Annotated in this window: 18 protein-coding genes; 9 read left to right on the top strand and 9 right to left on the bottom strand. The window is 68.0% G+C overall.

Translation table 11 applies throughout. The features are described from left to right. Positions 1-22 precede the first annotated feature (22 nt). Both AMYNI_RS0101315 and AMYNI_RS0101310 read right to left on the bottom strand, forming a co-directional pair. Positions 23-679 carry a response regulator gene (locus AMYNI_RS0101315; RefSeq protein WP_020666155.1) on the bottom strand — a complete coding sequence of 219 codons (657 nt, stop codon included), beginning with the start codon at positions 677-679 and terminating at the stop codon, positions 23-25. Beyond that, on the bottom strand, positions 676-1,878 hold the full coding sequence (locus AMYNI_RS0101310) for a sensor histidine kinase (protein ID WP_026359931.1): 1,203 nt from the start codon (positions 1,876-1,878) through the stop codon (positions 676-678). Before AMYNI_RS0101310 ends, AMYNI_RS0101315 begins: the two co-directional genes overlap by 4 nt. A gap of 172 nt (positions 1,879-2,050) precedes the next feature. Here AMYNI_RS0101310 and AMYNI_RS0101305 point away from each other — a divergent pair, with 172 nt between their 5' ends. After that, positions 2,051-3,157, top strand: a complete 1,107-nt coding sequence (locus tag AMYNI_RS0101305; protein ID WP_020666153.1) for an alpha/beta hydrolase family protein — start codon at positions 2,051-2,053, stop codon at positions 3,155-3,157. 70 nt (positions 3,158-3,227) lie between these two features. Then, on the top strand, positions 3,228-3,677 hold the full coding sequence (locus AMYNI_RS48765; protein WP_157357216.1) for a hypothetical protein: 450 nt from the start codon (positions 3,228-3,230) through the stop codon (positions 3,675-3,677). 44 nt (positions 3,678-3,721) lie between these two features. Here AMYNI_RS48765 and AMYNI_RS0101295 read toward each other — a convergent pair whose 3' ends face one another. Then, the gene (locus tag AMYNI_RS0101295) at positions 3,722-4,180 is read right to left on the bottom strand and encodes a GNAT family N-acetyltransferase (RefSeq protein WP_020666150.1); all 459 of its coding nucleotides are present in this window, start codon (positions 4,178-4,180) and stop codon (positions 3,722-3,724) included. Between the two features lie 106 nt (positions 4,181-4,286). Between AMYNI_RS0101295 and AMYNI_RS0101290 the strand changes: the two genes are divergently transcribed. Then, positions 4,287-5,069 carry a nucleoside phosphorylase gene (locus AMYNI_RS0101290; protein WP_026359929.1) on the top strand — a complete coding sequence of 261 codons (783 nt, stop codon included), beginning with the start codon at positions 4,287-4,289 and terminating at the stop codon, positions 5,067-5,069. A gap of 25 nt (positions 5,070-5,094) precedes the next feature. Here the strand turns inward: AMYNI_RS0101290 and AMYNI_RS0101285 are convergent, their stop codons facing one another. Continuing rightward, a complete protein-coding gene (locus tag AMYNI_RS0101285; protein ID WP_020666148.1) occupies positions 5,095-5,373 on the bottom strand; it encodes an SDR family oxidoreductase in 279 nt (92 codons plus the stop codon). Here AMYNI_RS0101285 and AMYNI_RS50460 point away from each other — a divergent pair. The 4 genes from AMYNI_RS50460 to AMYNI_RS0101265 all read left to right on the top strand — a co-directional run bounded on the left by AMYNI_RS50460 (position 5,360) and on the right by AMYNI_RS0101265 (position 7,948). Further along, positions 5,360-5,626, top strand: a complete 267-nt coding sequence (locus AMYNI_RS50460) for an MmyB family transcriptional regulator (protein WP_084628207.1) — start codon at positions 5,360-5,362, stop codon at positions 5,624-5,626. The genes AMYNI_RS0101285 and AMYNI_RS50460 overlap by 14 nt on opposite strands. A gap of 33 nt (positions 5,627-5,659) precedes the next feature. Continuing rightward, positions 5,660-6,205 (top strand): hypothetical protein, encoded by a 546-nt coding sequence (locus AMYNI_RS0101275; protein WP_020666146.1) that lies wholly within the window; start codon positions 5,660-5,662, stop codon positions 6,203-6,205. Between the two features lie 281 nt (positions 6,206-6,486). Further along, complete coding sequence (locus AMYNI_RS0101270) at positions 6,487-6,993, top strand: hypothetical protein (RefSeq protein WP_020666145.1); 507 nt, start codon at positions 6,487-6,489, stop codon at positions 6,991-6,993. A 265-nt stretch (positions 6,994-7,258) separates the two neighbouring features. Continuing rightward, positions 7,259-7,948 (top strand): class I SAM-dependent methyltransferase, encoded by a 690-nt coding sequence (locus tag AMYNI_RS0101265; RefSeq protein ID WP_020666144.1) that lies wholly within the window; start codon positions 7,259-7,261, stop codon positions 7,946-7,948. Here AMYNI_RS0101265 and AMYNI_RS0101260 read toward each other — a convergent pair. Together AMYNI_RS0101260 and AMYNI_RS43265 are read right to left on the bottom strand one after the other, a co-directional pair. Beyond that, the gene (locus AMYNI_RS0101260) at positions 7,942-9,489 is read right to left on the bottom strand and encodes an AbgT family transporter (RefSeq protein WP_020666143.1); all 1,548 of its coding nucleotides are present in this window, start codon (positions 9,487-9,489) and stop codon (positions 7,942-7,944) included. The two genes, AMYNI_RS0101265 and AMYNI_RS0101260, sit on opposite strands and share 7 nt — an antisense overlap. Before the next feature lie 51 nt (positions 9,490-9,540). Next, entirely contained in the window at positions 9,541-10,851 is a 1,311-nt protein-coding gene (locus AMYNI_RS43265) for a lyase family protein (protein ID WP_084628205.1), read from the bottom strand. A gap of 93 nt (positions 10,852-10,944) precedes the next feature. On the opposite strand from AMYNI_RS43265, the gene AMYNI_RS0101250 reads away from it, so the two are divergent. After that, on the top strand, positions 10,945-11,598 hold the full coding sequence (locus AMYNI_RS0101250; RefSeq protein WP_020666141.1) for a GntR family transcriptional regulator: 654 nt from the start codon (positions 10,945-10,947) through the stop codon (positions 11,596-11,598). A gap of 78 nt (positions 11,599-11,676) precedes the next feature. Continuing rightward, the gene (locus AMYNI_RS46940; RefSeq protein ID WP_169515690.1) at positions 11,677-15,420 is read left to right on the top strand and encodes an NACHT and WD repeat domain-containing protein; all 3,744 of its coding nucleotides are present in this window, start codon (positions 11,677-11,679) and stop codon (positions 15,418-15,420) included. A gap of 16 nt (positions 15,421-15,436) precedes the next feature. Here the strand turns inward: AMYNI_RS46940 and AMYNI_RS43255 are convergent, their stop codons facing one another. The 3 genes from AMYNI_RS43255 to AMYNI_RS43250 are packed head-to-tail and all read right to left on the bottom strand — an operon-like array spanning position 15,437 to position 17,411. Next, complete coding sequence (locus AMYNI_RS43255; RefSeq protein ID WP_020666138.1) at positions 15,437-16,201, bottom strand: DUF899 family protein; 765 nt, start codon at positions 16,199-16,201, stop codon at positions 15,437-15,439. A 32-nt stretch (positions 16,202-16,233) separates the two neighbouring features. Beyond that, entirely contained in the window at positions 16,234-16,794 is a 561-nt protein-coding gene (locus AMYNI_RS48760; RefSeq protein WP_026359928.1) for a TetR family transcriptional regulator C-terminal domain-containing protein, read from the bottom strand. Beyond that, on the bottom strand, positions 16,791-17,411 hold the full coding sequence (locus AMYNI_RS43250; protein WP_020666136.1) for a hypothetical protein: 621 nt from the start codon (positions 17,409-17,411) through the stop codon (positions 16,791-16,793). Before AMYNI_RS43250 ends, AMYNI_RS48760 begins: the two co-directional genes overlap by 4 nt. Between the last annotated feature and the right edge of the window lie 93 nt (positions 17,412-17,504).

Here is a 17,504-nt window from a genome sequence, read left to right as displayed (position 1 = left end):
GGCCGGTGCGCCCCGTCGACGGCTACCTGCGCGGCGGGCCGGTGATGCCGGATTCGTAGGCGAAGACTACGGCTTGGACCCGGTCGCGGAGGTCGAGTTTCGTGAGGATGCGGCCGACGTGCGTCTTCACCGTGCCGGGGGACAGGAACAGGAGTTCGGCGATCTCCGCGTTGGAGAGCCCGCGGGCGAGTTGGTGCAGGACTTCGCGTTCGCGGCCGGTGAGGAGCGCGAGCTTGTCGTCGGGTGCCGGTGCGGGAAGGCCGGTGACGACGCGGTCGAGGAGACGGCGGGTGACGGTGGGGGCGAGGGTGGCTTCGCCGGCTGCGACGACGCGGACGGCGGAGAGCAGGTCCGGGGCGAGCGCGTCTTTGAGCAGGAAGCCGCTGGCGCCAGCTCGAAGTGCGGCGTAGACGTACTCGTCGAGGTCGAAGGTGGTCAGGACGAGGACGCGTGCGCGGTGCGCGGCGGCGATCGCGGTGGTGGCCTGGACGCCGTCCATTTCGGGCATCCGGATGTCCATCAGGACGACGTCGGGGTCAGTACTCGCGACCAGGTCGACCGCCTCCAGCCCGTTTCCCGCTTCGCCGACGACCTCGATGTCCGGCGCGTTGTCCAGGATCATCCGCAGGCCGGTGCGCACCAGTGCCTGGTCGTCGGCGATCACCACCTGGATCGTCATGACGGCAGGGTCGCGCGCACGGCGAAGCCGCGTTCCTCGCGCGGACCCGCTTCGAAGGTGCCGCCCAGCACGTGCACTCGTTCTCGCATTCCCTCGAGCCCATTCCCGGTTTCGGACGGAGGCTTCGCCGCGACGCCGTCGTCGGTCACCTCGACCTCCAATGCCTCCGGCGCATAACGCATCACGATAGCCGCCGAAGCGTCGCGGCCGGCGTGTTTGAGCACGTTCGTCAGTGCTTCCTGGACGATGCGGTAGGCCGCGAGGTCCACAGTGGCCGGAAGTGGCCGAGGTTCGCCTTCGACGTGGAACTCGACGGGCGTACCCGCCGCTCGCACGTCGGCGACCAGCCGCGGCAGGCGTTCCGCGCCCGGCCGCGGTTCCCAGTCCGGCGCGTCCTGGCCGAGCGAGCCGAGCAGCCGCCGGATTTCGCTCAGCGCGGTGCGCCCGGTCTCCACGATCGCGCCCAGCGCCTCCCTCGACCGTTCGGGCCGCCGGTCCAGTTCGGCCTGCGCGCCTTGGGCCTGCAGCACCACGACCGAAAGCGCGTGTGCGACGACGTCGTGGAGTTCGCGGCTGATCCGCCCGCGTTCGGCGGCCACCGCCAGCGCGGCCTGGATGTCCCGCTCGTGTTCGAGGTCCGCGTTGCGTTGTTCGAGCACGGCCAGCCGGATCCGGCGCTGCCGCGTGTTGAGCCCGGCCAACCACGCTACCGCGAGGGACAACCCCAGCGCGGGGAAACCGCCCCAGTCCTGGACCTGGTCGCGGCCGACGTCCTCGGGCGGGCTGAACGGATCGATGATGATCACCGACGGCACCGGGGCCGGGCCGACCGAGTGCGAGTTGGCCTCGGCCGCGTAGTACGACCACGTCCCGGCGGCGAGCAGACCCGACGCCAGCAAGGCAAGGGAAAACCGTCGCGGCCCCCACGCCGTGACGGAGAACAGGCCGATCAACGCGACGACGTCGACCGGGCGAAGGTCGTTGCCCATCACCAGGTGCAGGAACGCGACCAGCATTCCGGCCGCGAAAGTGACTACGGGCAGGCGATGTCGCACCAGGAGTGACGCCAGACCGGTGATGCTCATGACCCACCAGGAGAAGCCCTCGTCATCGACGGCGGTGACCACAGTGGATAGTCCGATGAGCACGGCGAGCCCGATGTCCGCTGCCAACGGGGAACGCCTGAACAAGGCCAACACCAGCCGAGCGTAGCCCGGAAGCGCCCGCACCGGATCTGCCTCGAGGCAGACACCGGAGTACGACCTGCGGCAGAGCAACCCAGGGGCAGGACGTGCTCCCCGGCCGATGCGCGAAGATGTCGCCACGGCACAGACTTGGCGGCGTAAATTCCCGGACAGGAACGGAGTCCCCATGAGAAGGCTTCCCAAGGCGGCCCTCGCCACCGTACTCGCCTCGGCCGCCGCCTTGAGCCTGGCGAGCCCGGCTGGGGCGACGCAGCGGCTGACCCTGCCGCCTCCGACCGGCTCGCACTTCGTCGGCTCCAGCGACCTGCACCTTGTCGACGCGTCGCGTCAGGATCCCTGGGTGCCGACCGGGCCGCGTGAGCTGATGGTGTCGATGTTCTACCCGGCCCTGTTCCCGGTCGGCCCCCAGCGGCCGTACCTGAGCCTGGCCGAAGCCAAGGCATTCTTGACGGAATCGGGGGTTCCCGACGTCGCCCCCGAGCGGATCGCCGAGGTCCGGACCAGCGCTCGTGTCGACGCCCCGGCCCTGCCCGGCAAGCGCGCACTGGTCGTCTTGTCGCCCGGATTCGGCAAACCGCGCAGCACGCTCACCGGGCTGGCGGAAGAGCTGGCCGGCCAGGGTTTTCTGGTAGCGGTGATCGGGCACAACTACGAATCCCACGGCACCGCGTTTCCGGACGGGCGGGTCACCGAATGCGCCGCCTGCGGTTCCGATTCCACGTTGATCCCGCCGGTCCGCGCCGCCGACGTCTCCTTCGTCCTCAACCGGCTGACCGGGCCGTCCTCGCCGTGGTCGGGCTCCTGGATGATCGACCGGACGCGGATCGGGATGGCAGGGCATTCCATCGGCGGCTACAGCACACCGACGGCCATGGTGACCGACCGGCGGATCCGGGCGGGCGTGGACATGGACGGCAGGCTGTGGTCGCCGATCCCCGCGCCCGGCATCGACCGGCCGTTCCTGCTGCTGGGCCGGGAAAGCGAGTACACCCCGGCCGGCCCGGACACGACCTGGGCCCTCAGCTGGCCGAACCTCACCGGTCCGAAGCGCTGGATCAGCGTCGCGCGGGCCGGGCACGCGTCCTTCACCGACGTCGGCGTCTTGGGGGAACAACTCGGCCTCACCCAGCCCGGGCTGCTGGGCGGCGCCCGCGGCATGGAGCTGACCAGGGCTTATGTCTCCGCGTTCTTCGACGAGCACCTGCGAGGACATGACCAGCCGCTGCTCGACGGCCCGACCCCGGCCAACCCCGAAGTGAAGTTCTGGTCGTAAGCGGCCGTGCCGCGTGGCCGCTAGCTGCTAGCGCCGCCGCGCGACCGAGGGGCCGGTCTAGCTTGAGCACATGTTTCCGGTAGCCGCACGGCTGACGCTCGCCGCGCTGACGATTCTTCCGCTGACAGCGGCTTGTGGCGCGGAGTCCGAACCACCCGCCGCGGTTCCGGTGCCGTCTCCGTCTTCGATGACGCCGACCACCACGACATCCTCACCCGTCACGAGCACTTCGACAACGCCTGCTACGACAAGCGCTCCGTTCACCGCCGCTGATGGCAACAAGCTCAAGGCGTGCGGGGACGGCACGTGCGAGGTCTTTGTCAAGACCGGCGACTCGGTCCCGAACGTGAGCGGGCTCGGGCCGATCGGGATCACCATCGAAGACGGCAAGATCAGCATCACGATGGGGGGCTTGAGCGCGACCAGTGAACTCGGCGACGCTCATCAGTTCAACAACCAGACGATTCTGCCGGTTGCCGTCGAGGGTGACCGGGGTGTGTTGCGGTTGAGCAAGACCTAGGTGACGAACGGCCTGTCCAGGACGGTTTGCGTGGGGTGTGGTGGCTACCTGGGCGGCCGGGGGTAGCGCATCGTGATCTTGATGTTGCCGTCGCCGTGCCGTGCTATTTCTTGCAGGCCGAGTCGCTGGTAGAGGGCGTATGCGCGGCGGTTGACCGCGAGGACGTCCAGGACCAGGTCACCGCGTCGCTGGTCGGCCTCGCTCAGCAGCGCGGTGATGAGGTGGGTGCCGATGCCGCGCCCTTGATGGTCGGGATGGATCTCGATGCGGGCGAGGTAGATCTCGGTGGCGCGGTACTCGACGTTGAGCATGCCGACATCAGCACCGTCGGCGGTGATGATCTGCCAGTGGTCCGGGTCGAACCCGCGGGTGTGATAGTCCCGCTGGGCATGCTCGTCCCACCCCCAGGTCGCGGTGACGTAGTCGCCCATGGCGGCCTTGTGCAGCTCGAAGCAGAACTCGCTGTCGGCGGGCACGGCCGGCCGCAGGGCGATGACGCTCACGCGGCGTCCTGTTCGGGACAGAGCACGCTCCTTCCCAGCCGACGCTGCAACGCCGGTTTGATCGGAACCTTCAACAGATCCAGCTGAAGGTCAGGAGACTGGGTGGATGCCGATACCGAACTTTCCCGGAAAGCACGAGCTGACCGCGCTGTTCCAGCCGAGAGACTACCTCGGCCACGTGTGGAAGGGGGCGACTCCGGGCGGACGTCCGATTCCTGAAGGGGCCGTGTTCGTCTACAGCCCGAGGTTGTTGCGGCAGGTTGTGGATCGCCACGAGGTAAGAGAGCGCCGTGTCAGCCGCAGGTCCATAAAGGTGCACGAGGTGCAGGTACCCGGTGGCGCAGTCGCCGTCGTCGGTGGGTTCGGCATTGGTGGACCGGCGGCGGCCACCACCATGGAAGAGCTCATCGGTGCCGGTGTGCGACGGGCCGTCAGCATCGGTGGAGCAGGTGGTTTGCATCCCGCGCAGGGCATCGGCGACCTCGTGGTCTGCAACGGCGCCGTGCGAGACGAGGGCGTCTCCTACCACTACCTGCCGCCAGGCGAGCGCTATGTCTACCCGAACGAGGAGTTGACCGCACGGTTGCTGGAGGCCGTCGAAGAGCGTGCCGAGCACGTTGTGGTGGGCAGAACGTGGACCACGGATGCTCCTTACCGGGAGACCCGGGAAGAGGTGCTGCACTATCGCGCCGAAGGTGTGCTCACGGTGGAGATGGAGGCTGCCTCCCTGGCAGCTGTGGCACTGCATCGAGGCGTGGCGTTCGCCACCGCGTTCGCTGTGATGGACTCGCTGGCCGGGGAGACCTGGCGGCCGGAGGGACTCGGCCACCAGGACGCCCTCACCGCACTGAACATCCTCTTCGACGCCGCGGCCACCATCCTGGTCTGAGGACGCCCGGATGCGGTCGGATGGGTCACGCCGTCTCGGACAGCTCGCGCCATTGTTGCCAGGTGGCGAGCCGCTGCTGGTAGACCTTCTCGGCGATCGGGTACGAGTAGCTGCCGAGGAACAGCCGCAGTGGCGGTTCGGGCAGGTCGACCAGCTTGAGGATGGCCTCCGCGGTGACCGACGGGTCGCGCGGTGTGCGGGCGGTGGCGCCGGCCCGGCGGGCCTGCCGGATCGGCTCGTACGCGGTGAACCGCCAGCCAGCACCCTGGCAGGGATACCCTCGACAAGCGATGACACGCGACAACCTTCTCGGAGAGTTTCTCCAGGCGCGCCGGGCCCGCGTGCGGCCGAGCGAGGCGGGGCTTGCGGGCTACGGCCGGCGCCGAGTGCCCGGGCTGCGCCGCGACGAGATCAAGCGGTTCAACCACCCAGACGCCGGCCACCTCAGCCTGCGCCGCCAGACCCTCACCGTCGCCGGAGCCGAAGACCTAGTGATCATCGTCTACCAGCCGGAGCCCGGCAGCGCCTCGGCCGACGCCCTGACCAGGTTCCGGTAGTCCGCAAGGAACTCGAAGGACGGTGATCATCTGGTGGAGATCCGGATCGTGCTGACCGCTCCCGGCGAGGCAGACCTGGCCAGGACCGTGCTCGAAGACCTGGGCCAGCGCTTCAACGGGCTGGTTGGCATCACGTGGGTGCTCAGGGAGAAGCCGCCGGGCTTCAGCCGCCCGTTCGGAAACGCGCGGTTCCTGCTGGATGTCGTGCTGAGTTCCGATGACCAGGTCCTGATCATGGCCGAGGCGGTGCAGGGCTGGTTGCGAGACCAGCGTCGCGGTGTGGTGCTGAGGGCAACCGTGGCGACCACGTCCGTTGACCTGAGCTACCCGAGCAGTCCGAGCTCTCCTGCCGCCCTGATCCTCCAGCTGGTGCAGGAGGGGCGGGAGAGCCTTCGCAACAAGATCGGGCTGGCGTACCTGCGGGACCTGTACGCCGGCACCGCAGGCCGGGGCAATCCACGGCGATGTGAACATCTACACCAGTTCGGAATCCGCACCCCAACACGAGGTGCCGATCGACGCGTTCGGGCGCCTGCGGTCGAAGATCACCCACGATATCGGGATCATGGTTCTTGTTGAGGGCCGTAGCGCTCAGGCGGTCGTACTATTGGCGATTCGACCAGTGGTGGTCAACTTCACCAAAACAACTGACGTGATGTATAGGTCAATGGAGATCCGCGACTTCAGCATCGACCTTGAACCGGAATCGCCGCGGGTGGTTGCGGAGTTGGCGCCTGGAGTTGGACTGGGCCAGTGCCGGCCGCACGGGCACCGTGCTGATCCCGGAGAGCGGGACATTCACGATCTGAGATGCTCCCCGCTGGCTTGAACACCGGGCCGGCGTGGATGAAGATCGATGCATGATCGGTGACCGATGGGGTGTCAGCGACAGCGAGATCATGCGCTCGTACCCCTGCGATGACTTCGTCACCTCACCCGCGCTGGAGGCATGGCGGGGCGTGGAGGTGCGGGCGCCTGCCGAAGCGGTGTGGCCCTGGGTCGCCCAGGTGCGGCTTGCGCCCTACTCGTACGACTGGATCGACAACCTGGGTCGTCGCTCACCTCGTGAGCTGGTAGACCTTCCCGAGCCGCACGTCGGTGAAAAGTTCACGGCCGCCGGCGGGCGCAGGCTGGGCCGGATCGTCTCGGTCGACCCGGGGAAACAGCTGACCGGCACCATCATGGGCGCCTTCATGTCCTACGTCCTCGTGGCACAGGACCACGACACGACGCGCCTGCTGTTCAAACTCGTCATGCAAACCAACCGCTGGGTGGCGCGCGGGCTGTCCGTCGGCGACCTGATCATGGCTCGACGGCAGCTGCTCAACCTGAAACTGCTCGCCGAGCGGCACCACGCCGAACCGTGACGACGCGGACCGGCCTGTTGCTGGTTGGTCAGAATCGGTAGTGGAGCGTGCGGGCTCCTTGGCGGGACAGGCCGGTGTTCAGACTCATGAGGCGGGTGAGTGCGCGGAGGGGTTGGGGGAATTGGTGACTTCTGGGGCGCGGGTGAGGAGTTGCTCACCTGCTCGGGTCGCAGAACCATCTCGTCTACCTCTCCACCTCGCCGCCTGGGTCCGCGGAGACCACGTTTCGCGCGAAAACCACGGCGACCGGCCTCGGCAGTGGACTATGGTTTCCGCCGTGACCGAACCCTCCGTCCTGCACGAAACCAGGGCTGCCTACGACGCCGTTGCCTCCCTGTACGCCGAGCTTTTCAGCAACGTGCTTGAGATCTTGCCGCTGGAACGTGCGATGCTGGCCGCGTTCGCCGAACTCGTGCAGGCCCACGACTCCGGACCGGTCGCGGACATCGGCTGTGGTCCCGGGCATGTGACCGCACACCTGCACGCGCTCGGGCTGACCGCCTTCGGCATCGACCTGTCCGCCGAGATGGTCGCACTGGCCCGCCAAGCCCGTCCGGACCTGCGGTTCGACGAGGGTTCGATGACCGCGCTGGACGTCGCCGACGGAGCCCTCGGCGGCATTCTCGCGCACTACTCCATCATCCACACACCGCCGCGGCAGCTGCCGGCCGTGTTCACCGAGTTCCAGCGAGTGCTGGCGCCGGGTGGTCACCTGCTGCTCGGATTCTTCGCCGGCGACGACCCGCTGCCGCAGGAATTCGACCACAAGGTCACGCTCGCCTATCGGTGGTCGCCGGACAGTCTGATGGAACTGTTGCGCCAGGCCGGGTTCGTCGAGGTCGCCCGGATGCAGCGCGAGCCGCACGAAAACGAGCGGCAGTTCCAACAGGGCCAACTGCTGGTCCGCAAGCCCCAATCGGGGCTGCTCGGGCCTGCTCCCGATGCGGATCAGTAGAGGTACCCTCCCGGCCCCAGTGGCACGCCCAGCAGGTACCAGGCGACGAACAGCGCGGTCCAGGCCAGCAGGATGACGAACGACAGGGGTATCGCGAACGACATCACCGTTCCGATTCCCGCATCCTTCTTGTATTTCTGGACGTAGCTCAAAGCAAGTACGAAGAAGGCGTTCATCGGGGTCACCGGACCGGTTGCCGAGTCTCCGATCATGAAGGCTGAAAGCGTCGCCTCGGGCCGCAGGCCGACGTACATCATCATCGGCACCAGGATCGGCGCGAGGATCGACCACATGGCGGTGCCGCTCGAGATCACCAGATTGAGCAAGGCGATCCCGAAGATGATGACCAGCAGCACGACCAGGTCGGGTGCGTTCAGCTTGTGCAGCAGCTCGGCGCCCTCGACCGTGATCACCGAGCCGAGGCCGGTCCATTCGAAATAGGCGAGGAATTGCGCGGCGGCGAAGAAGAGCACGAGAACCGGAGCCACCGGGATCATTCCGTCGGCCATGATCTTGGGCAAGGCGGCCAGCGACCGGATGCTCCCGGTCACCTTGCCGTAGACGAATCCCATCAGGCCGAGAAGCAGTGCGACGAATACGGCCACGTCCAGTACCACGGTCGACTGGACGACGCTGCCACCTTTCCCGAGCAGCGGAGAGCCCGGGAGCAGCAAGAGCGTTGCGACTACCGCTACGTAGCCGACGAAGACGACGCCGGCCCACCGCAGGCCACGTCGCTCCCGTGCGGTGAGCCTGGCATCCGCCCCGGCGAGGTCGTCGTCTTGCACCGAAGGCAACTGGCTGAACGCAGGTCGCTTGGCCAGTACCAGTTCCACCGTGAGCGTGATGACGATCGACAGGACCAGCGATCCGACGGCGGCGTAGAAGTAGGTGGCGAGCGGGGTGACAACCACGTTCGGATCGACCGTCTGCGCGGCCGCGGTCGTCAGGGACGCCCGGATGGCCGCGGACGGCGTGACCAGCGGGCTGGCGTTGAACGCCGCGGAGACCGAGACGAAAGCGACCAGCACGCCCAGCACGGGACTCCTGCCGACGGCACGGAAAGCCAGTGCGCCGAGCGGGATCATCACCATGTACGCCGAGTCGCCCATGACGTGGGACACCATGGAGGCGAAGGTGATCGAGAACGTCACCCATCGAGCAGGCAGCCGGATCACGGTGGCTCTGAGCAGCGCTGTCATCAGGCCGCTCGCCTCGGCGATGCTCACGCCGAGGATCATCGTGACCACCAGGGGGACCGGAGGAAACTCCGCGAAGTTGTCGAAAGCCGATTCGGCGGCGTGGTTGAGACCTTCGAGGGAGAGCAGGTTCTTGACCTCCACCACCTTGCCGGAGTTCGGCAAGGTGACGGAAACGTCGAGCTTGGCCAGAACGAAGCTGGCCACGCCCAGCATTCCGGCCATGATCCAGAAGAGCCAGAAGGGGTTCGGAAGCTTGTTTCCCACCCGCTCGATCGCGCTGATGGATCGGAACAGGAGGTTGGGCTTGGTGGCAGCAGCGCGCCGTTGCGACTCTGTCATCTTTGTCCCTAGGGGCTGGTGACGAAACGCGATCGAGCGTTTCGGAAGAAACTAGGCAGAGCGGCCGGCTACCGCGTCGTAACCGTCCTTTTCGGCCTGTTCGATCAGGGAGTCGAAGGGCCGTGCGGTGAGCTCGGCGAGCCTGGACCGGTTCCAGTGCAGGCTGTCGATGCACTTGTCGGCGAAGACCAGCACCACGGCGGCCAGCTCGCTGAGCGCAGGGGAGAGGGTCGCGACGACGGCCGGGCTGTTCGGGTTGTAGTCCGGTTCCCCCGCGGCGATGGCCATGCCCACGGCAGTGGCGGCCGCGCGGATCGAGAAGCTGGCTTGACCGACCATGCTGGGGACGACGGGGTTCACCTTGCCGGGCATGATCGAGGAACCCGGCTGGAGCTTCGGCAGCACCAGTTCTCCCAGGCCGCCCGTCGGGCCCGAGCTCAGAATCCGGAGATCTTGGCTCTGCTTGAACAGGGTGCCCGCGCATCGAGCCGCCGTGTCGGCGAGGAGGCCGTAACCGTCGGCGTGCGCGAAGGCGTCGACACGGCTCACGCTCGGGCGCATCGGCAGGCCCGTGATCTCGGCGAGGTTGCTCACGGCCAGGCGCGCGAACCCGGCCGGAGCGCCGACTCCAGTGCCGAGCGCCGTCCCGCCCAGCTGAACCGCCTGCAGGGTTTCGGCGGCGGCTGCGAACTGATCGGCGAACCGTTCCGCCACCAGAGCGTGCGCCCGGTGGGTCTCCGAAACCGGAACGAGGACGGCATCTTGCCAAGCGGTGCGACCAAGGCGCTGGACGCCATCGTGCTGCTCTGCCTGCCGCATGAAGCTGCGAGCGAGCCGGCGCAGGACGGAGGCGACTTCGAGCGCCTGCCGCACGAGGAGCACCTTCGCCGCGGTGGGGTACACGTCATTCGAAGATTGTGATCGATTCACGTGGTCGTTCGGATGAACCGCGAGACCGGCGGTGTCCGGAAGCAGCTGGGACGCGCGCGACGCGAGGACTTCGTTGACGTTCATATTCGTCGACGTGCTGCCCCCGGTGGCGACCACCCGCAGTGGGAACTGATCGATGAACTCGCCGTCGGCGACCTCGCGCGCGGCTCGGGCTATGGCCCCGGCCCGCGCTTCGTCGAGGACGCCCAGCTCCTGGTTGGCCCGGACGGCAGCGAGCTTGACCTCGGCGAGCGTCCGGAGGAAAGCGGGCAGGTCGCGCAGACGTAGCCCCGAGCTAGGCGAGTTCTGGAGCGCAAGCGAGGTCACTGGGCCCCATAGCGGGGTCAGGGCCGCGTCGGTCGAATCACTCACGTTGTGCCTTTCGACGGGAAGCGGGCTGCCTGCCGGCAGCTCTGACGACAGCGAGACCATACGGCCAACTAGCCAGGTTGTCTAGTTGTCTAGTTACTTGCTAGGTCGAGCTGAGCCGGGCTTGGCCGGAGGGCGAGTCTAGGATCGGGACCGATGCGCCCAGCGAACAAACTCAAGCAGACGAGCCTGGTGGACCAGGCCGTCGAGCAACTCCGCGGTGAGATCATCGACGGGTCGCTCGCCCCCGGCACCTCCCTGCCCGAGGGGCAGGTCAGTGAATGGCTGGGCATCGCCAGGCCGACCGTCCGCGAGGTGCTGCTCCGGCTGGAGAACGAAGGTCTCGTCCAGCGGCAGGGCCGCGGAGTGGCGCTGGCGGTCACCCGCATCGACCGGGCGGACGTGGTGGAGATCTACACGGCCCGGTTCCATCTCGAAACGGCCGGAGCCCGAGCATTCAGCACCGCGGCGCCTCAGGACCGCGAAGCTCTTGAGCAGAGCGTCGAGGCGCTCGAATCCGGGGTCGCAGCCGCCGACGCTCGTTCGCAGAGCCGTTTGGACTCGGCGTGCCACACCGCTGTCGTCGCTTTGACCGGTTCTCGAAAATTAGTCGTGCTGCACAAACAACTGCTGGTGGAGGCTCGGCTGGCCACGCTGGCGGCGGGCCGCCCCGACGGCGAGATCGTGATAGCCAATCACCGGCAGTTCATCGACCTGCTCCGAGCAGGAGAAATCGACGCCGCCTGCGATCAGCTCAAGCAACGGATGGATGTCGCGATGGAGCGGCTTCTCCGGATACTCCCCGAGTAGTTCGACAACTAGTTCGACACGCCGGGCGCGCTTGCTCTCATTGGTACGATGGCGCCGGAGTGTTCAGGGGGTTCTCCCGTGGATGGTCGACAGGAATCCGGTAGCGAGCCGGACGGTCCGGCGGTCCGCAATATCATTTCCGGTGCCGTGTCCGGCGATGTGGTGCAGGCCGGTGCGATCGCTGTTCACCGGGTGGATGTCGATCAATTCATTGCCGGCCGGGACGTCCACCTCCATTTCCGGGACGGTGTGCACGGGGCAAGGGCGGTCATTCCGGGGACAACGAACGACGACTGCCCCTATCCGGGACTGGCCGTGTTCGGCCCGCAGCAGGCGGACTGGTTCTTCGGCCGCGATCAACTCACCGCGGCGCTCCTGCAGCGATTGGACCGCCGGACGCATGAGGGCGGACCGCTGCTGGTGGTCGCCCCATCCGGTGCCGGGAAATCGTCGCTGCTCCGCGCCGGGCTGCTGCCGGCGCTGGCCCGCGGCGCGCTGCCGGGGTCGCGGGGCTGGCTGTCGCTGTTGATCACGCCGACCGAGCGGCCGGCCGCGGTGCTGGCCCGGTACCTGGCAGGCATCGCCGGTATCCCCGCGGAACAGCTGGCCCATACCCTGCTCACCGACCCGGACGCGGTCGCCGACCGGGTGCGGAACTCGCTGCACTCGGCCGATCCCGACGTTCGCCTTGTCATCATCGTGGACCAGCTCGAGGAGCTGTTCACCGTCTGCGCGGACGAGCGCCAACGCCACGCGGTGCTCAACCTGCTCGCGTCCCTCGCCACGCCAGGCGACCGGCCGGCGGCGCTGGTGGTGTACGGGCTGCGGGCGGACTTCTATCCCCGGTGCGCCGACTACCCGCCCCTGCGCGCCGCCGCGCTCGACGGCCAGGTCCTCATCGGGCCGATGAACGAGACCGAACTGCGTGCGGCGATCCTGTTCCCCGCGCAACGCACGGGGCTGGACGTCGAGCCCGGCCTGGTCGAACTCCTCCTCCGCGACCTCGGAACCCATGCCGCCGGCGCCGCTGATGGCCAGGCGGGACGGCTGCCCCTGCTGGCCCACGCGCTGCGCGCGACCTGGCAGCAACGCCACGGCTCCACCCTCACGGTGCAGGGATACCAGAACACCGGCGGTATCGCCAATGCCGTCGCCACCACCGCCGAGGAAGTGTTCCGGCGGCTCAGCTATCCGGATCAGCAACTCGCCCGCTCCCTGTTCCTGCGGCTGGTGGCCATTGTGGACGGTGCCGAGGAAACCCGGCGGCGCGTCCCGCACACCCACCTGCTCGGCCTGGAACCCCAGCGCAGCACCGCGATCATCGACGCGTTCACCAACGCACGACTGCTCACCCAGACCCAGAACACGGTCGAAATCACCCATGAGGCGCTGCTGCGCAACTGGCCTCGCCTGCGTCAGTGGATCGACGCCGACCGCGAAGGAATCGCGATCCGCCAGCAGCTCAACGATGCCGCCCACTACTGGGAGGCCTCGGGTCGTGACCCCGGAGCGCTCTATCGGGGTTCCCGGCTCTCCGCGGCTCAGGAATGGGCCGGAGGCCGGACCGACCTGTCCGCGACCGAGTGGAGTTTCCTTTCCGCCAGCACGGAAGCGACCCATGCCACGCTGATCGCCGAGCGTCGCACGAGCCGCCGGCTGCGCCGGCTGCTGATCGCGGTGGCCGTCATGCTGGTCCTCGCTCTGACCGCGGGGGTCGTGGCATTCGTGCAACGCTCGGCGGTGGAGCACGAGCAAGCCCTGGCCCTGTCACGGCAGTTCGCCGCCGAGTCCCAGCTTGCCGTCAAGTCAAACCCGCGCGAGGCGATGAGCTTCGCGTTGCGGGCCTGGCGTGCCGCACCTACCACGGAGGCACGCAGCGCACTCCTGTCCGCACAAGCACTCAACTACCACGGCCGGCTCGACACCGGCTTGCTCGATCCGGTGATAGCGGTCAGCCCCAATGGTTCTTTCGCTGCCTTCGGCGGTGCCGGCGGCAGCATTCAGCTTTGGGACACCGCGACTCATCGGCGGTTACCCGCGGAGTTCAAGGGCCAGCACGGCGATATCACGTCGGTCGCGTTCTCACCGGACGGCACAATGCTGGCGACCGCGTCCCTCAGCGCGCCGATCGCAGAGGGTGAAAGCCACCTCAGAATCTGGAAAGTCCCCAGCGGTGAGCTGCTGACCGAACTTCCGGGTGGGATAAGAGCGGCCTGGCGATCCGACGGTAAGGCACTCCTCGGGGTAAGCAAGGTCTTGACCCCGGACGTGGTCGAATGGGACGTCAACTCGGGTCAGGTGCTCCGCCAGATCGCGACACCGGTGGACAATTCGGCGCATTCCCTCGCCTACAGCCCAGACGGCACCCTCATCGCGACAGGCCACCTTCGTGACAAGGTGGAAATCTACCGGACGGCTGACAACGCGAAGGTCACCGAATTCTCGCTCGGGAATCCGGCCGCGGCAGCCGAGGGCGTCACGTTCTCCGACCACAACGTGCTGGCCGTTTTCAGCACGCAGACGAACGTCTTCCTGTGGGACCCCATCACCGGCGTCAGGGAAACCGAGCTGGGCATAAGCTCGGAACAGAATCAGCGGCGGGGGATGTTCCTGCCCGGTGGCGACTACCTCGCGTTGTCCTCGGTGCGGGGTGAGGTCGATTTCTGGGGCGTGTCGGAGCGAAAGGTCATCGACAAGTTCAGCTCGGTCGCCGGCGAGACCGGGGACCTCGCCCTGTCCCGGGACGGCAAGACCGTGGTCACCGTCTCCGGCACGGGCCTGGGGACTGTCTGGCGAACGGGAGCGTTCTCCGCCAAGGGCGACCTGACCCCCGGTCGGAACGCCGCGACGAGCGCCACCTTCGATCGGTCGGGAGAAGCGCTGGCGTCGGGCAACAGCGGCGGGTCCGTTCTCCGCTGGGATGTGCCGGGGAGAGCCGCCACAGTTCTCGCTCTTGGCAACCCGAATCCGGTGACTACGGTTACCGAAGTCGCCTTCGGCCCCGACGGTACCGTGGCGAGCGTCGCCGAGGATGCCGTCAAGCTGTGGCGACCCGGTTCGGCCCAACCCGAGATCATCACCGCCGCCGGCAGACGGCTCGATGCCGTCGAGATATCCCCAGACGGAAACCTGCTCGCGGCAACGAGTGAGGCCGGCAAGACAACAGCCGGGGGCCAGAGCAAGATCCACATCTGGGATGCGCGAACGCGTGCGCTGGTCGCCGAATTTCACCCCGCCGAAGACCGGAAAGCGGTCATTTCCGCGGGTCAGATCCTCTTCACCGCGGACGGAACGCGCTTTCTGGCCGTGGTGCACGAAGGGTCGTTCAGAACAGCCGGCTCCTTTGTCGTGCGATCCTGGAAAACGTCGAATCTCGCGGAATCATCGGCCATCGTTCGCACCGACCTGCCTTTTACCGGCATCACGCTGAGCCCGGACGGCGCCACCCTCGCCACGGGCCACGATGACGGCCGTGTTCGGCTTTGGGACCTCGACACCGGCCGTGCCGTCGGCGAGTTCGGCGAACACCCGGCAAAGATCCGCACCCTCGCGTTCGCCGACGACGGCACCCTCGCGACCGGAACGACCGGTGACAGCACCATCCGGCTCTGGGACTCGAGAACAGGCACCCTGCTGGCCCGCCTCGACGGGCATACCGGCGCCCCCAACGAAGTGGAGTTCTCCCCGGACGGACAACTGCTCGCCACGGCCAGCACCGACAGCACCGTCGGCATCTGGAACATCAAGCCCGAAGCGGTCGCACAACAGCTCTGCCAGATCCTCAGCGAGGCAGCACCCATCCCCGAATGCGCACCGTCCTGACCGCCCGGGACTCCGGTCAGCCTCCGGCGGAGGCGGAGCCACCGCGTCCGGCACCGGGGTAGGTGTTGTCCGGAAGCCATTCCCCGCGGCCGGAGGGCAGCAGATCCCATACGTTCCACACCGGCGACAGCAGGTCGATGCCCCGCTGCGCACGGTCGGGGAAGTCGGCGCTCTGGGTGTAGGAGTGGCGCACCTGGTCTCCTCGGCGAGTGAACACGCTGACGGCGGGGAACTGGCCGCCGCGCGGGCCTTCGACCCCGAGATCGGTGGTGAACGACGTGTCGTAGGCGGAAACCAGGCGCAGGCCCTGCCAGCCCCGGTGCCGGCCCCAGGCCCGCAGTTTGCCGATCGGGGCCTTGGCGACCACGGCCAGTGCCGCGCGGCGGGTGAGGTGGTGCGAAACGCCGTGCAGGCCGTCCACCCACATCGAGCACATCGGACAGGCGGCGTCGTCGTCCGGATGGAACATCAGGTGGTACACGACCAGTTCGTCGTGGTCGCCGAACAGCCCGGCCAGGCTTACCGGCCCGGCGGGTTCGTCGGCGGCCAGGTCGGCCGGCCCCTCGGTGAACCGATAATCGGGTAGCACCGGGCCGGGCGGCAATGCGCGGCGCTGGGCGGCCACCGCCTCGAGCTGGTCGCGCACCGCGGCCTCGGCCTCGACCAGGGCGCGCCGGGCCGTGCGGTATTCCTCGCTGGCGCCATCCGGCCACATCGGAGGGTCCCCGCCCTCGACGTGCAGCGTGATGCTCTTGAGCTCGTTCATCCATTCGGTACCCATGGATCCTCCACCTTCTCCGGAATTGCGCTCCATCATGCACCGGACAGGATCGTGCGCAGGGCTTCGGTCGCGGTGTCGAGATCGAGCTCGTCGTCGAGCAGCCGGTGCAGGAGCAACCCGTCGAGCAGTGCGGTGACCAGCGTGGCCGCGCCCGTTGCTCGCGGGCTTGGCCAGTGCGGTCGTTCGGCGACGATCTTGCGGGCGAGTTCGTCGCGGGCGGCGCGGAACTCATCGCGAAGTAGTTGCCGGATGGTGTCATCGCGAAACGCGGCGCCGGCCAGTTCGGTGGTCAGCCGTCCGGCCGTCGAGGTGCTTTCGCCCGGCGCGGTGAGCACGTCGAGCATTCCGCCCGCGACGTCGTCGGCGGCCAGGACCGTCTCGACGGCGGGGCGGACGGTCATGGCGATCGCGCGGGCGGCGATCGCGCGGTGCAGTCCGGGCAGGCCGCCGTAGTAGTAGTGGATCAGGCCGGGATTCGCGCCGGACCGGTCGGCGATCGCGCGGGCGGTGACCGCGGGCCAGCCGGATTCGGCGAGGATCTGCACGCCTGCCTGCTCCATCGCGTCCTTCCGCGCATCAGCGCGCCCGGTCATGACCGGCGGTGATCCGGGACGGCGTGCGCGAGCACGAGCTTCACCACGTGCACGTACCCGAGCCAGGCCATTCCGGCGGGTGCGGTGAGCGTGGGCACGACCACGAGGGCCACCGTGGCCGCGGCGAAGGCCACCGGCTCGGCGAGCTGGGCCGGCGCGAGCGCGACCGCGAGGACACCGAGCACCGCGATGCCGTAGATCGCGGTCGCCCACAGCCAGGCGTGTCCCGGCAGGAACGCGGCCACGATGAACGGCTGCACGTGCATGATCGTGAACGCGAGCCGGTTGTGCAGCAGCCGTTGCAGCGGGGTGGCCGAGGCGGGCAACGGCGAGTGATAAAGCCGCTTGGCCCCGCGCAGCGCGTTCGCGACCGGTCCGCCGACCATGTCCACGGCGATCACCGCGACGATCAGCCACTGCCACCATGCCCACGACACGCCGCTGCGCGCGGCCAGCAGGCAGACGGCGACCGTCCCGCCGACGGCCGTAGCGCCGACCAACAGGCGTTCGTTCCTGGCCGGCGCGTGGCCCAGCAGCCAGTTGGGGCGCTGCAGCCGTCCCTCCGTGCCGGCCGGCAGCGGCTGCCAGTAGTTTAGCCATCCGACTAAGTTAGTCACACGGCTAACTTAGCACGCCAGGTGCATTCGGGACCGGTCCCCATGTTCATCGTGACAATGACGTGGACGGTAGGTGGCCACGATGGAATGGCG

Origin of the sequence: Amycolatopsis nigrescens CSC17Ta-90 (genome assembly GCF_000384315.1) — a bacterium.
In the GTDB taxonomy this organism is placed as follows: Bacteria; Actinomycetota; Actinomycetes; order Mycobacteriales; family Pseudonocardiaceae; genus Amycolatopsis; species Amycolatopsis nigrescens.
Note: the sequence above shows the minus strand (reverse complement) of the source record. Positions and strands in the feature narration are given on the sequence as shown.

Excerpts from the sequence above, each read along its gene's own strand:
- AMYNI_RS0101290 (WP_026359929.1), top strand. The coding sequence starts at position 4,287 with ATGCCGATACCGAACTTTCCCGGAAAGCACGAGCTGACCGCGCTGTTC.
- AMYNI_RS0101270 (WP_020666145.1), top strand. The coding sequence starts at position 6,487 with ATGATCGGTGACCGATGGGGTGTCAGCGACAGCGAGATCATGCGCTCG.
- AMYNI_RS50460 (WP_084628207.1), top strand. The coding sequence starts at position 5,360 with ATGACACGCGACAACCTTCTCGGAGAGTTTCTCCAGGCGCGCCGGGCC.
- AMYNI_RS0101265 (WP_020666144.1), top strand. The coding sequence starts at position 7,259 with ATGGTTTCCGCCGTGACCGAACCCTCCGTCCTGCACGAAACCAGGGCT.
- AMYNI_RS0101305 (WP_020666153.1), top strand. The coding sequence starts at position 2,051 with ATGAGAAGGCTTCCCAAGGCGGCCCTCGCCACCGTACTCGCCTCGGCC.
- AMYNI_RS48765 (WP_157357216.1), top strand. The coding sequence starts at position 3,228 with ATGTTTCCGGTAGCCGCACGGCTGACGCTCGCCGCGCTGACGATTCTT.
- AMYNI_RS43265 (WP_084628205.1), bottom strand. The coding sequence starts at position 10,851 with ATGGTCTCGCTGTCGTCAGAGCTGCCGGCAGGCAGCCCGCTTCCCGTC.
- AMYNI_RS0101260 (WP_020666143.1), bottom strand. The coding sequence starts at position 9,489 with ATGACAGAGTCGCAACGGCGCGCTGCTGCCACCAAGCCCAACCTCCTG.
- AMYNI_RS0101315 (WP_020666155.1), bottom strand. The coding sequence starts at position 679 with ATGACGATCCAGGTGGTGATCGCCGACGACCAGGCACTGGTGCGCACC.
- AMYNI_RS0101250 (WP_020666141.1), top strand. The coding sequence starts at position 10,945 with ATGCGCCCAGCGAACAAACTCAAGCAGACGAGCCTGGTGGACCAGGCC.
- AMYNI_RS43255 (WP_020666138.1), bottom strand. The coding sequence starts at position 16,201 with ATGGGTACCGAATGGATGAACGAGCTCAAGAGCATCACGCTGCACGTC.
- AMYNI_RS48760 (WP_026359928.1), bottom strand. The coding sequence starts at position 16,794 with ATGACCGGGCGCGCTGATGCGCGGAAGGACGCGATGGAGCAGGCAGGC.